Consider the following 13,515-nt stretch of genomic DNA (forward strand, 5'->3'; position numbering starts at 1 on the left):
ATTCCTAACGTCTAAGCCCTTCAGTCATAAAGCGTGATGCTTTTCCTGTATTCACTTCATATTTTGTAAAGCGAATCGCCGTATTCGTTTCATTCTTCACTTTCTTTTCTTTTTCTTTTCCATTCGCTGGAATCGTCGCTTCACTTAAATTTTTAACTGTTACTTTCGATGGGAAACCCATTCCACCCACAGTTAAGTACTCAATCGAGTTTGTAACCGTATTTGTTGCAATACCTTGCTTACTAACAGAGACAACTTTATCCATAACCAGCTTGTTATTACTCCATGCTTTTGGAGTCTGGAAGAATTCAGTCTTAACTGACGAAGCAGCTGCCTTTGTCTGTAGTGTTTTTAAACGTCCATTATTATCAAATACCAAGTCAACTTCAGGAACGGCAAGTGTATATGAGTCATCAATTGCTTTGATTAGTTTCCCATCAGCAATCGGCTCAGCTTTAAGTGTGTAAGCTTTAAATTTTTCAGAGAACTTTTCTGGAATAATGAATTCAAGTTTACCTTTGATTAACGCACTTAAGTCGTCGCGAACTTCCTGGAATCCTTTTGGAAGACCCATGACTTCAACTTTATATTGCGCTGGAGACAACCAGTAAATTTTAAAATAAACATCAACCAATTTTCCAAAAGTTTGAGTCTTATTTAAAATCTCAGTTAAGTTATCAATGCGAGCTTCGAATACTAAATCCGTTAGGCCACTTTTTTGTGGATCATAACTTCTGATCTCATATTGCTCGATGACTTCATTTTTTGTTTCTGCCCAAGCCCCTACAGAACCAAGCAGTGTAGTGATTGAAAGTATTGATAATAAGAAAGTTTTCATGTGTTTTTAACCCCTAAATATAATATCTATTCTATAGAGTGCGGGCGTTACCTGCAATCATGGCTGCCCTATGGTAATTATTTCTTTCCAGTTTATATAATTGCATCTCAGATATCTTGGTTTTTTAATAAGGACCTTTCCCTGTGCGCCTTTTAAACCCTTTACGTTCTTTAGTTGACTATAAATCACAGGTATTTCTGTTATCTCTAGTTGTGAGTAATCTCTAAGCATTGAAGCAATGGCCGACAAATCCTCTCCACTAAGAGTACTAATATCATCATTTTTTATCAAACAATGAGCGCCCGGATAGTTTTCAATGTGAAACCAATAATGATCTTTGGCCGATTGAGACCTTAGCCAATCATTACTTTCAGCATCCAGTGCAATCGTTCCAGTAAACTTTTTGAGCTGAAAGTTTTTTACATTGTGATCACTGTTAGCTGATGATCGACCAACGGCCGATGTTTTCCAAAGAGGTGCTATCGCCTTCTCTTTAGTCACTTCGTATTCAAACTCACCTTGTTTTACTTTTGATAACTCTTCATCCGTTTCTTGAAGCCTGCTCTTTAAAATCTCTTCGGCCTTCTTAAGCTTTTTTATTTTTCCAAAAACCACATCGCGCTTTTGCCATTGATTAAGGTGTGAGCTGAATTTTACTTTATGTCCGTGAATCACTGTTTGATGTTCACCAAACTCGACTTCAGTCTCTTCTGATAAAAGATCATCTTCCATCAAGTGCCATTTCTGAACATCACCTAAATCACTTGTAATATTATTGAGTTTTTTCTGAAGAAACTTTTCTTTCTTTTTTTGAACAGGCTTTCCGCTCATTTTCTTTTGTTCATCTTCAAAATAACTTTCTAAAGTCCACGAACTCGCCCTTGTTGTTTCAGGAAGACTTTTTTTACCTAACAATGAATCAACAAGTTGGCCGATATCTTTCCCGCTTGATGTCTCACCATTCCAGCTAGTATAAATTTCTTCCTTGCACTGTCTGACGAAAAACAACTGACGATCTTTGTAACCAAAAGAAAAGGAATTATCTGTATGCTCATTTTTAAAATGAAAGAGAGTAAGAAAATGATTGTCATCCACTTCCATTTTCCCCAGGCGCGCTCCGACCAGATACTTTCTCGTATAATCTAAAAGACGATCCTGAATTCTCAAATATGACGGCGGAAATTTATTGGAAAGAAAAAAACCTTCGTACTGATTTCCTCTACCAATGTATAAAACAACATTCTGACCAGGAAATCTCAACCCAAGAACCAAAAAATGAGGCGTTGTATACGCTTTTTGAATTGGATAAAATTCATTTTTTGAGAAGAGAGTGTTATATTCGTCTCTAGTTATTAATAATTGTTGGTGAGTTTGTATCATGGCCCTTAATCTTCTAAACGGTAATTCTGAAGCTCTCGAGCTCCTCGATTGGTCACTGTTGGTTTCTGATATCTCCAGCTTATCACATTTTGACCTGACTAAAGTAAAATTTAATTCATCTCCAAGAGCGAGAAGCATCTCTGTTATTCAACAGGATTTAGATTTACTGGAAAGCTATTTAAAAGATTACGATGATTATAGTCTGTCTTTCAATTCTAAACTTCGTATGCTGCCAGCAGATGAATCGGCATTCAAACTAATCCGCGATATTTCTAAAGGTAAATTCTTTGAAGCAAAAGAACTTCACTTCTTTGCCCAGATCGCTGAATGCTACCAAGAAAGTTTGTCTATGTTCCGTTCGTTAGTTTTTGCCAAAGACTATTCTTTCGAGGCCAATACATTAAGCAAAATTAAAAGAAACTTTGTTAATCCACTAAGAGACTTCGTTGACTACAACGGAAACGTTTCTTATGAGAGACACCCGGTTCTCAAACGTTTATACGCAGAAGTTTTGGCACTAGAAAACGACCTGAGAATCTCCATTCAAAAAGTCTCTAAAACTGATTTATATTCTAATAAACTTCAACTTGATAGTTACGATATTATTAACGACCGCTATGTTCTGGCCGTGCGTTCTGATTCTTACAATTCTGAATTAGGGCCTATCGTCAGCAGATCACAAAGTGGTATGACTTTATTTGTTGAACCATATGATGTGAGAGAAAAAGGAAATAAGAGAATCCATCTTCTTTCTGAAATTGAATCAACTATTTTAAAACTTACGATCGAATTAAGTAAGACTGTTCACCTTTATACCAATGAATTTGTACTCATGAGCGAATGGGCCCTTGAGCTTGACTGGCTTAATACCAAGGCCACTTACACTCAAAAGCTTGGACTTTCTAAGCCAAAACTAAACGAAAGATTCTATTTTGAAATTAACGGTATCTATCACCCACTTTTAACTAATCCGATCAAAAACAATATCGAGTTGGATTCAAGTCATAAGGGTCTGATTATTTCCGGGCCAAATACCGGTGGTAAAACTGTTGTTTTAAAATCATTAACTCTCTCTATTTTATTAGTTCATATCGGATTGTATGTTCCGGCCATTAATGCTGACATTCACCCTGTAGAAGACCTCTTTTACTTCAGTCATGACCATCAAAATCTTGCTGAAGGATTGAGCTCTTTTGCTTCTGAATCTAAGTATTATCTGGAACTATTAAAGTCCCTGGGCCCATTAAATCTCATTATCATCGACGAGATTTTTAACTCAACATCTTCTGAAGAAGCCTCAGCTCTTGCGATCGCTTTTTTAGATGAAGTTCACCAAAGATCAAAATCAAAAGTTGTTTTATCAACCCATCACCAGGTCCTAAAAACATTTATGCACTCTCGTGGTGATTATGTTTCTGCCCACGTGGGTTACGATTTTGATTTAAATCGTCCGACTTATAAATTAATTCTGGGGGAACCTGGAAGCTCACTTGCTTTTAAAATCTTTGATAACCTTTCTGAAAAATTTGGAATTCAAACAGATATTAGCAGCAGGGCCCGTGAGTTATTAGATAAAAAACAAGTGACCTACGAAACTCTCCTTCAAGAGCTTTCACAAAAGAAAATTGACCAGGATAAACTTCTGGCCTCTAACCGCTTATTAAACACTGAGCTAAGAAATCAAAAAGCTGCGATGGAAGGAACTCTCTTCCTCGAGCGAGAAAAGATCCTAAACGAATACACCAGAAAAATTAAAGGACTTTTTGATCAAGCAGAAAGACTTTTAGCTGACGTTAAAAGTGGTAAAACGGCTAACAAACGCGGTCTAAATAACGAGATCGCCGGCATCCAGTCTTCGCTTATTAAAGAAAAACCAGAACGTAAAAACAAAGAAGACCCGGAAAATATCTACGCTCACTTTCGCCATATCAACATTGAAGACATTCAAATTGGTGGAACAGTATTCTCTCTTACTGTGAGAAAAAATGTTAAAGTTCAAAACGTAAATTTGAGAAAAAAAGAAGTACAAATCCAAAACGGCGCCCTGTCAGTTTGGGTATCACCTGACACTCTTAGATACCCTTCTGGAGCAAAACCCCCCGCACCGAAGGTCAGTATCAACATCCAAAAAACAGTTCGCGGAGATATCGAAGTCGATTGCCGTGGAATGCGCTTAGAGGAATTCCAAAAAATTGCTGAAGACTCAATTGATGAAGTTATCACAGGAGAAATCCCATTTGTGACTATCATTCATGGACATGGCGATGGAGTTTTAAAGAATTGGCTGCGAAGTTATCTGAAGAAGGAGCATCGCGACCTTCGATGGGAAAACATCGAAGGCAATGATGGTTGTACGAAAATTTTTACTTAGTTAATCGGAGTTCCGATTCTCCATGGACGGAACTTCGCTGGATTTTCCCCGAAAGGGAAAATCAGTGAGAACCATACGAACATTGCTCTACCCTTAATCTGTTCGTGTTTTACGAATCCCCAGTAACGAGCATCGTAAGAGAAGTCACGGTTGTCACCCATTACGAAGTAGCTATTAGCTGGAACTGTAATCTTATCAAAGTCTACTTTGTAATAGTTGTCGTTATCTTGTTGGATAACATGTTCAACATCACCAGTTTTAACTTTATAGAACTTTAGATTGTAACCTTTAAACTTATCATCCATGTCATCCATGATCTTCTTGCCATCAAATTCATGAGGCTCAAGAGCTTTATCATTAACGAAGACAACTTTGTTTCTGATTTCAATTGTGTCACCCGGAAGACCGATTACACGCTTGATGTAGTTAACAGAAAGATCTTTTGGATATTTGAAAACGATAACGTCACCTCTTTTAGGTCCGTCTCTTTTTACAACATATATAGGATCGTAGCTCTTATCCCCGATCACAACGTCTGTGAAAGGAACTTTGAAACCGTATGCGAATTTATTTACCAGAATAAAGTCACCAATCATAAGAGTGGGAATCATTGACCCTGAAGGAATTCTAAATGGTTCGAAAAAAACTGACCTGAAAGTTAAGACTGCAATAATGATTAGTGCAATTGATTTAACTTCTTTAATTAGCTTTTGCTTCTTTGTCGTATCCTCTTCAACGCTTTTCATTAGTTCAGCGTGAGGATCTTGCTCACTAGATTGTGGTGTTTGATTTTCGCTCATTTCGTTTACCTATCTCTCTTTTAGTACTTTTTTTTCTTTGTTGGATGCTTTCTTTTTTTGATCTACTACTGGCTACGCTCCTTTTGTACTTCCTGACTTTACGTCGGGACTGTGCCATGCGAGGCATCTTAACCATAGTGATCGGAACTGGACGAATCTCATTGTAATAATACTCAATAATGTTTTTAGCAAGCATTGTCGATTTTACGTGCCATCTTTTAACGTTAACGTTCATGACACTGATCGAAATACCTTTTCCACGCTCATGGTCGCGAGGGATTGCATAAGCTGAGAACCAGTCTCTCTTACCAAAAGGTGTCCCACCCGTAATACTTCCCGTTTTTCCACCGATCTCTAACGCGTTCTTGTAACCAGTGTTCATTTTACCGAAAGACTTTCTAGCTGTTCCACCATCGATGGTCATCGCCATCATCTCTTGCATTTCTTTTGTTGTTTCAGGGGCCAGTACGCGTCTTTCAATCGCTGTGTTTTCCCAAAGTGTTTCACCACTTGCTACATCTGAAATCTTCGCAATAACCTTTGGGTTTTTCATAATCCCGTTGTTAGCAACGATAGAGGCCATCATCGCCGCGTGAATTGGCGAGATAACGGTTTCATCATTGTAGCCTGAAGCAAATTCAGCTAAACGGTAATCGTCACCAGCTGGTGCAATTCCGATATGTGATTTCATGAAAGGTAATTCTTGAACAAATGATTGGTTGAAACCGAAGTTCTCTGCCATCTTCACAAGCTTTTCACCATTCATGTATTTGATGGCAGCTTTACCGAAGATTACATTGTTTGATTTTGCAAAAGCAGTTTCAAAATCCTGTGATTTATCCCAACGATTATTTTTTGATTCGTCTAATTGGTATTTGAAGAGAGTTGTACTTCTTCCACGGAATTCAAATTCAGTACTACGAGCAATTTTTGCGTTTTGAATGAGCTCAGCTGCCGTAATCATTTTGATTAATGAAGCAGATGGGTGAGTGCTGTTTAAAACTAAACTGTCATCGACACTACCAGTTCTACCTTCCACACCAACTGCAGCTAAGACTTCACCTGTTTCGTTATCAATAACGGCAACTGTTGCATAATCTGAGCGGTATGACTTAAGAAGCTTCGTGATATACGCATCAAGCTTAGGATCGAATGCATATTCGATACTGGCCTTCTTCTTATTTACATCAATTGTTTGCGGCCAAGTGGTCGCTGACCTGTATGATCTATCAATCGAAGATTTCAGATCATCAGACATTTGAGGAGTGTTGCTAGGGTCATTGACCTCAGCAGCGTTGAGTTTTTGGTTAAACTTACCTTGGAAAATGTTAATCGCACTTCCGCCAACGAATACGCTTAGGCAGGTAACGATCAAGATTAAGGCAAACTTACTGTTTTTCTTTTTTTTAAACGAATCCATGTTTAAAACCATCTTGGTTGCAGGTGAGGTTCTATTATGGCCTAAAATTCTTCCCAATGACAAAATATTCTTTAGAAACTGAACGAGTAGATTGAGGTCTCAGGTAATGAAACTCAGAGAAGTGCTTCTTTTGTTCTTTTAAAAACACCTGGGCGTCGTTACTTTCAAAAACTTTCACCACGACATTTCCACCTGGTTTTAAAAATTTAGGTAGTAAAAAGAATACCATCTCTACTAAATTTAATGATCTAGCCTGATCAACCGACTGAATACCTGTGGTATTTGGTGCCATATCTGACAATACCACATCGAATTGCTCGCTTACTCCAAGCTCTTCCATTGATTGAATTTCCAGAACATCTTTTTGATAAACGCGGACATTTTTTAGATTGGATAACTTAGTATTTATGTCTCTTACATCGGCACCAATTACCATACCGTTGACACCGACCTTTTGTGATGTGTACTGAATCCACGATCCAGGGTGATATCCAAGGTCGATTACCTGATCATCTTTTTTGAGAATTTTAAATCTCTCATCGATTTCTTCAAGCTTATAAACAGAGCGAGCTAGAAAGTTTTCTTTCTTAGCTTTGTGAAAAAAATGGTCTTTTACTTTGAAATTCATTTTATTACTCGAGAAGCAAAACTACTTTAGGATTATCTTGTGAGGCGTCCGAGATTGCTTGAATCAAGGCGTCCATGTAATCAGCACCAAGTTTGCTTTTTAGGATGCTGAGATATTTAATTTTAATAACCGTTTGGTTCGAAAGATCAGTGCTAAGTGTATCGTAAAGCGAATCAAGATTCTTTCCATATGAACTTGAGAAGTTTAACTGTTTCGCCAGCATAGTGTGCACATGCTCTTGTGACTTCACTTCTTTTCCGTTGATTAAAACAGATCCAGAGGCCAGCACTTGAAAAGACATAAGCATCGATACCGCGGCCACTACTGCAGTTTTCATATATTATTCCCCAAGAATAAACAATTCAATTTGCTGCTTTTTGCGCTTAATTCGAGCGAAAGTCAACGAAACTCCAAGGCAGATGTATTTTTTACGCGGCCAAAATACTAGCGTCTGAACGCATTTTTAGAGTGTTGATCTGATACTTTTTCGCCTTTTGAATCAGAGTTGTTTTACTCATACCAAGTCTCCTGGCCGTATCGTTTACCCGACCGCCGTTTTTCTCTAAAATCGCCTTCAAGTACATTCTCTCAAACAACTCCAGACTCTGATTGAAGTCCATGGGAAAACCCTCAATAAAGTCCTTTTCCTGAGCTTTAGGAAGGATTTCTGCGGTTGGAGCATTTTGTGGAAAATCAGAGAGCTTAATCTGGCGCTCTTCACTCATAACGACTGCATACTCAAGTGTGTTTTTTAATTCTCTGAAATTCCCCTTCCACGGATTCTTTAAAAGGAAGTTTTGGGCCTCTTCAGAGAAATATAAATGTGGTCTTTGATAAGTTGTTTTTAGTTTAGTTAACAGATCCTGGATTGACTGTGACAAGAGTTCCGAATTCTCACGCAATGGAGGAAGTTCCAGTTTGAAAACAGCTACACGATAATACAAATCCTCGCGAAACAATCCTTGATCTACCAGACTTTTTAAATTCTTGTTCGTGGCCATGATGATTCTTCCACAAAAGTCTTGTGACTGAGTTGAACCAAGTGGGGTGAATTTTTTTTCTTCAAGAAGATAGAGAAGTTTTTTCTGAGCATCTAGAGAAAGCTCTCCGATTTCATCTAAAAATAATGTTCCATTACCAACATCACGAAGATAACCATTTTTAGCATCGATAGCTCCCGTAAATGCACCTCTTTTAAAACCGTAGAGTTCACTCTCCAACAAATCTTCTTTCAAACTCGCCAGATGGGCCGTGATAAATTTTTCTTTATAAATTCTCGATGATTCAAAAACCTTCTTCGCTAAAAAAGATTTTCCTGTTCCCGTTTCACCGGTAATGAGAAGTGGTGCAGATAGATTGATGAATTTTTGTAAGAGTCTCTGATTCATATGACTTCCCCCTATGAGTTTGAACCACTCATACAACCAGGGTTGGTTTAATGAACCAGATAAAAGACGCTTTAAATCTTATTTTTCACTTTTGAATTTTTGCCCACACTTCGTGAGCAGTATCTTCCGGGGCCCAAAGTAAAATGCCCTTAATATGAACTTGGTCAAGACGAGTGATCTCCACTCCGTTTTGATACATCTTGATTCCACGTTGAGCACATAACACTGAACCAGCTGCAATATCCCAAATGTTTTTTGGACTTAAACTTAAAACGAAATCGCATCCACCGCTAGCAAGCAGCCCTAACTTAAAAGCAATACTTCCTCTTGGAGTAATTTCAATTTTAGGATCGAGATCAATAAAGTCTTTGAAGTATCCCTTCTCAAATTCTGAGCGAGATACCATTCCTAAAATTTTTTGAATTGATTTGTTATTAGAAGCAACAAAAGGAGTGTCGCTATCCAGGTTAAATCCACTGAATGGGTTATAGAGCCATCCATAGTTTTCCGGGTCAGAGAGTTCAGGAGATTTCATCAGTGCAAGTGAAACGGCACACTCAGCTCTTCCTTTGGCAAGCTCACGAGTTCCATCGATAGGATCGAGAATGGCGCTGGGAAAAATCAGCTGATCAAATTCTTCTTCGCTGAAAAAATTGTAATTTGTATACGTCGGATGCTTTTTTAATTTTTCTTTTAAAAGAGTTGAAACGAATAAATCAATTTCAGTCACGATGGTGTTGTCAGATTTCAAATTCACTTCAATACCTTTTGAAGCTTTCGGGCCAAATAAAATACTAAGTTTTTTTGTCAACTCAAGAATAACTTCAGTCTGAGTGATTTTCATATATTTCCACCTTGCATCATTGAAACTTTCTTACAATATTCAACTTAATTTAGTTGACTTGATTATTTTATCCACAAAAAGTGCCGAGTTATCCACAATTTGTTTTTATGCTGAGCAATTTCACCACAAATATTAAAATTTTTCTATTTCATTATTTTAAATAGTTAGGGGTGATATTCACAACTGTTTGTTACTTGTAAAACATATGTGGGAGATTTGCCACTGAAACACCGTAGTTATTCACAAAAAGTCAAAAAACTGTCACTCGGGTATTTAATAGCGAGATATAATGTAAGAATGATTTTTGAGAGTGAAAAGCTTACTGAGAACAAATGAATTGCTCCAGTAAGCACGATTGAAAATTTTCTTAAACCAGTTCGGTCTAAGTCTTAGTTGTTCTCAGTTGAGAGAACTTCTACGTCACCACAATTTGCAATTGAGAGCGCGAAGATTTCTTTCCCAGACTCGTTAGAGCTCATGAGATTAGTGAGAAGTTTCATAGTGCCGGTAGATGGGTCAACGAAGATAAATGGGGCTGCTTCTAGTTCAGTTCTGTTCAGGTTGTGCGTGCGTAGGAAGCTGTCATAGATTCCTTTAGTCATTCCTGTTCTAAACATTGCGACTCCACTGGAAAAGGACAATCACATCATTGTTATTGCCTTAAACAAATTGTATCACATCTAAAAATTAGAAATGTTAATTAACTGTTAAAAATCTTAATAAAGAGCTTCACTCGCCCTTCAAAATGGGAATCGAGCAAACAGATCAGGATGTAAATCACGTAAATCATGTTGCGTTTCGAGCGCAAACGGCTAATTGATTGAAAGATCAACTCCAGCGGAATCAGGCTCAAAAAGGCCAGGGCCCACATGGTTCCAAAGCCAGTTACCAGGGAATCATCCCAGAAAAGCGATAAAAGAATGAACATAAAATAGGAAAGAATAACAATGTTCAAACTCTGCTGCTCTATCTGAAAATCTTTCATGATTTTGATCTTTGATGAGTACGTTTTCACCAAGATTGCAATTAATCCAAAAAATGAAAGGATGAAGAAGGCCTTACGGTCAATCTCTCGTGCCACTACTCCTAGGAAAGAAAAATCTATCGAGTGAATCGACTCTAGCAGATCCATGTGAGTAAACAGATGTATCAAAGTTAAGATGATTCCAAAAAGCGCGTAACGAAGCAGCTGTCTTTTGTACCAGCTTGTTCTGTCTTTTAAGAAAAAGAAATACAAGAATCCAATCTGGAAGAATGCCAGGATGGCGTAACTTTGATTTATTAGAGCCCCCCAGTAACTGACAAGACCTAGAAACAGTCCAGCCCTGTATGTCGAGCTCTTGGTAACCCATAAAAGCGTCCAGATCCAGATCAGCGAATAAGTCGTGAGGAATGAGAACTCAACGTTGCTGGTGAGCGTTTTACTGAATGACCAGGTTGAGACTAAGGCGAACACTCCGAGTAATGAAAGTCTTCGCGAAACGAAGAATCTGAGGAATGCGTAGAAGACTAATAAGAAGAGTCCAAGTCCTACGATGTAAAAATGTAAGCTCCAGGCCAAACGAAAAAGCCCCGGATAAGTTTTAAAAGGGTAGTAGTTTACGATCATGAAATTCCAAAATGGATTCCCGATCTTTTCTAATGGATCAAAATATAATTTCAACAAATCCACGTTGGCCTGTGGAGGAAGTTCTGGAACTGAGAAAATAAACATTAAGAGAATTAAGGCGACGAGAGTTTTTTCAAAACGATCGAGGAACTTAAATTCACCAAAATTAGATGACACTGACTCTTGAATAATTTTTCCACGAGTAGGCCATGAGTAAAACAAACCGAGTACCACCCAGGTAATCCAGTAACTGTTGTAAATCCACTTGGAGTCGAGGAAGTTAATCATGTTGAATAAGAGAATGAAAAAGAACATTCCCAGAAATAATCTATACACAACTCGATCAATGGATGAATTCACTCGGAAATAAATTTTCAAACGGTGATCGATTTCTTTACCAAGCAAGAACCATTGGCTCACTATAAAGAGTATATAAAGAGTCATCAAAGCAGCTAATGCTAGAGGCTTTAACTCAAGTCCTTTTTGGACATATACGGGTATTAACAAGAAAGAAAAATAGCTAACTATTCGGAAAGTGAAGAACTTCCACTTTAATTTAAAGATGTTTGAACTATTTGCTAAAGTATTATCCATAATAACCGATTAAATAAGTAAGAAGTTTATCCCAAACCTAAACTTCGGAAATTCATCCTAGATTTAAAGCCCGGGCCCCATCCTGGGCTTTTTTTATTTTAGGGCATGCCGAGCGAAATTCACAGCTATTAATACTGTAGCCCCTCACTCAACATTACATACATTCGAATCATCCGAGCAAAACCTGCCGAGCGTATGGTTGGTCCTATCGAATATGATATTCTTTGCCATAGCGGTCACCTTAATTCAGGAGGAATTTTGGCCATATCGTTCGGTTCCATCAATACAGGTCTTCCAAAAGATATTGTTAAGCAGATTATTTCTGCTGAGCAAATTCCTATCCAGAACATGGAAAAGCAAAAAGGAAAGATCACAGACAAGAAAGGTCTGGTCGATCAGCTGGTAAAGCTGGTTGAAGACGTGCGTGGGAATTTAACCATGAACGCCAGCGCTCGCTCTTTACGTGAATTAAAAGTAGATACCAACACTGACATGGTTGGTGTGGCCGTTGATAAAAACAGGGCCGTACCGGGATCATATCAACTTGAAGTTGTCTCTCTTGCTCAAAAGTCTTCTGCGATGTCGACGGGTTTTGAAGATAAAGATGAAAGTTATATTGGGGTAGGGTTTATTCAGTACACACTTCCCAATGGTGATACAAAAGATATTTATGTTGATTCAGATAATGCTTCACTAGCGAGTGTGGCCAAGCTGATTAACAAAGACTCTGCTTTAGGAATCACGGCCAACGTTATTAACGACGGTAGTGGATCTGATACGCCATGGAGACTTATTTTAAGTTTAAACAAAACTGGTGATGAAGCAGCTGTTGATTTTCCACATTTCTATTTTGTTGATGGAGACCAGGACTTCCAGCTTGAATTCCAACGAGAAGCTCACGATGCAAAAATTAAGCTCGATGGATTTGAAATTGAAACTCCGGAAAATAAAGCGGCTGATTTAATCCCGGGTGTAACTCTGGATTTGAAGAAAGCAAAGGAAGGCGAAGAATTCACACTTAAAATTTCCGAAGATACTGCGGCCGTTGGTGCGAAAGTGACTGACTTAGTTGCAAAAATTAACGGTGTTTTAGGATTTATCAAACAACAAAACACAATGGATGAAAAGACAGATACTTCACGCACACTGGGTGGAGATATTATGCTTCAGTCATTGGAAGGTCGTATTCACTCTGCCGTTTTTAAAGATGTATTAACTGACAAAGGTTATATGCGTGCCGGTGATATCGGAATGAGTTTTAACCGTCAGGGTATGATGGAATTTGATGAAAAGAAATTCCAATCGAGACTGGATGCTGACTATAACAACGTTGCACAGGTTCTTACCGGAACATTCACTCCTGAAGGCGGAAAGACTGAAGGATTCATGGATAACTTAAGTGGCATGGTGAACATGGCCCTAAGAGTACCCGATGGACTTGTCCAAAGTAGAAAGAAAACACTGACAAGTAACATTGAGCAAATCGACAGAAGGATTGCTCAAAAAACGAAATACATCGAAGAAAAAGAAAAAAGTTTAAAAGATAAATTCGCAAGGCTTGAAGGAACGATTTCAAAGATCAGATCTTCAGGAGCAGGACTTCAGGGAATGAGTGATCCTGTACAACAACTAGGATAAAGGGA

The 13,515-nt window shown here is 38.2% G+C and carries 12 protein-coding genes; 2 read left to right on the forward strand and 10 right to left on the reverse strand.

All coding sequences use genetic code 11. The features are described from left to right. Positions 1-4: 4 nt before the first annotated feature. Together SHI21_RS00595 and SHI21_RS00600 are read right to left on the reverse strand one after the other, a co-directional pair. On the reverse strand, positions 5-838 hold the full coding sequence (locus SHI21_RS00595) for a hypothetical protein (protein ID WP_323574150.1): 834 nt from the start codon (positions 836-838) through the stop codon (positions 5-7). 57 nt (positions 839-895) lie between these two features. Continuing rightward, on the reverse strand, positions 896-2,218 hold the full coding sequence (locus tag SHI21_RS00600) for a hypothetical protein (protein WP_323574151.1): 1,323 nt from the start codon (positions 2,216-2,218) through the stop codon (positions 896-898). Here SHI21_RS00600 and SHI21_RS00605 point away from each other — a divergent pair. Beyond that, positions 2,217-4,589, forward strand: coding sequence for an endonuclease MutS2 (locus SHI21_RS00605; protein WP_323574152.1), 2,373 nt, complete (start codon positions 2,217-2,219; stop codon positions 4,587-4,589). The genes SHI21_RS00600 and SHI21_RS00605 overlap by 2 nt on opposite strands. On the opposite strand, the gene lepB is transcribed toward SHI21_RS00605, so the two are convergent. The 8 genes from lepB to SHI21_RS00645 all read right to left on the reverse strand — a co-directional run bounded on the left by lepB (position 4,586) and on the right by SHI21_RS00645 (position 11,698). Beyond that, positions 4,586-5,389, reverse strand: a complete 804-nt coding sequence (gene lepB / locus SHI21_RS00610) for a signal peptidase I (RefSeq protein ID WP_323574153.1) — start codon at positions 5,387-5,389, stop codon at positions 4,586-4,588. The two genes, SHI21_RS00605 and lepB, sit on opposite strands and share 4 nt — an antisense overlap. Further along, positions 5,361-6,809: a penicillin-binding transpeptidase domain-containing protein gene (locus SHI21_RS00615; RefSeq protein ID WP_323574154.1), complete on the reverse strand. Its 1,449-nt coding sequence runs from the start codon at positions 6,807-6,809 to the stop codon at positions 5,361-5,363. The genes lepB and SHI21_RS00615 overlap by 29 nt, the downstream gene beginning before the upstream one ends. Positions 6,810-6,843: 34 nt before the next feature. Further along, positions 6,844-7,437, reverse strand: a complete 594-nt coding sequence (locus SHI21_RS00620; protein WP_323574156.1) for an RlmE family RNA methyltransferase — start codon at positions 7,435-7,437, stop codon at positions 6,844-6,846. Between the two features lie 4 nt (positions 7,438-7,441). Then, positions 7,442-7,774: a barstar family protein gene (locus SHI21_RS00625; RefSeq protein ID WP_323574157.1), complete on the reverse strand. Its 333-nt coding sequence runs from the start codon at positions 7,772-7,774 to the stop codon at positions 7,442-7,444. 91 nt (positions 7,775-7,865) lie between these two features. Beyond that, entirely contained in the window at positions 7,866-8,825 is a 960-nt protein-coding gene (locus SHI21_RS00630) for a sigma 54-interacting transcriptional regulator (protein ID WP_323574158.1), read from the reverse strand. Positions 8,826-8,910: 85 nt separating this feature from the next. Further along, entirely contained in the window at positions 8,911-9,669 is a 759-nt protein-coding gene (locus SHI21_RS00635) for an inositol monophosphatase family protein (RefSeq protein WP_323574160.1), read from the reverse strand. A gap of 389 nt (positions 9,670-10,058) precedes the next feature. Then, positions 10,059-10,286, reverse strand: coding sequence for a hypothetical protein (locus SHI21_RS00640; RefSeq protein WP_323574161.1), 228 nt, complete (start codon positions 10,284-10,286; stop codon positions 10,059-10,061). Positions 10,287-10,369: 83 nt separating this feature from the next. Next, a complete protein-coding gene (locus SHI21_RS00645; RefSeq protein WP_323574162.1) occupies positions 10,370-11,698 on the reverse strand; it encodes a hypothetical protein in 1,329 nt (442 codons plus the stop codon). A gap of 432 nt (positions 11,699-12,130) precedes the next feature. Here SHI21_RS00645 and fliD point away from each other — a divergent pair, with 432 nt between their 5' ends. After that, positions 12,131-13,510 (forward strand): flagellar filament capping protein FliD, encoded by a 1,380-nt coding sequence (gene fliD / locus SHI21_RS00650; RefSeq protein ID WP_323574163.1) that lies wholly within the window; start codon positions 12,131-12,133, stop codon positions 13,508-13,510. The last annotated feature ends 5 nt before the right edge of the window (positions 13,511-13,515 follow it).

The organism is Bacteriovorax sp. PP10 (assembly GCF_035013165.1).
Classification (GTDB): domain Bacteria; phylum Bdellovibrionota; class Bacteriovoracia; order Bacteriovoracales; family Bacteriovoracaceae; genus Bacteriovorax; species Bacteriovorax antarcticus.

Excerpts from the sequence above, each read along its gene's own strand:
- SHI21_RS00595 (WP_323574150.1), bottom strand. The coding sequence starts at position 838 with ATGAAAACTTTCTTATTATCAATACTTTCAATCACTACACTGCTTGGT.
- SHI21_RS00605 (WP_323574152.1), top strand. The coding sequence starts at position 2,217 with ATGGCCCTTAATCTTCTAAACGGTAATTCTGAAGCTCTCGAGCTCCTC.
- SHI21_RS00600 (WP_323574151.1), bottom strand. The coding sequence starts at position 2,218 with ATGATACAAACTCACCAACAATTATTAATAACTAGAGACGAATATAAC.
- lepB (WP_323574153.1), bottom strand. The coding sequence starts at position 5,389 with ATGAGCGAAAATCAAACACCACAATCTAGTGAGCAAGATCCTCACGCT.
- SHI21_RS00615 (WP_323574154.1), bottom strand. The coding sequence starts at position 6,809 with ATGGATTCGTTTAAAAAAAAGAAAAACAGTAAGTTTGCCTTAATCTTG.
- SHI21_RS00620 (WP_323574156.1), bottom strand. The coding sequence starts at position 7,437 with ATGAATTTCAAAGTAAAAGACCATTTTTTTCACAAAGCTAAGAAAGAA.
- SHI21_RS00625 (WP_323574157.1), bottom strand. The coding sequence starts at position 7,774 with ATGAAAACTGCAGTAGTGGCCGCGGTATCGATGCTTATGTCTTTTCAA.
- SHI21_RS00630 (WP_323574158.1), bottom strand. The coding sequence starts at position 8,825 with ATGAATCAGAGACTCTTACAAAAATTCATCAATCTATCTGCACCACTT.
- SHI21_RS00635 (WP_323574160.1), bottom strand. The coding sequence starts at position 9,669 with ATGAAAATCACTCAGACTGAAGTTATTCTTGAGTTGACAAAAAAACTT.
- SHI21_RS00640 (WP_323574161.1), bottom strand. The coding sequence starts at position 10,286 with ATGTTTAGAACAGGAATGACTAAAGGAATCTATGACAGCTTCCTACGC.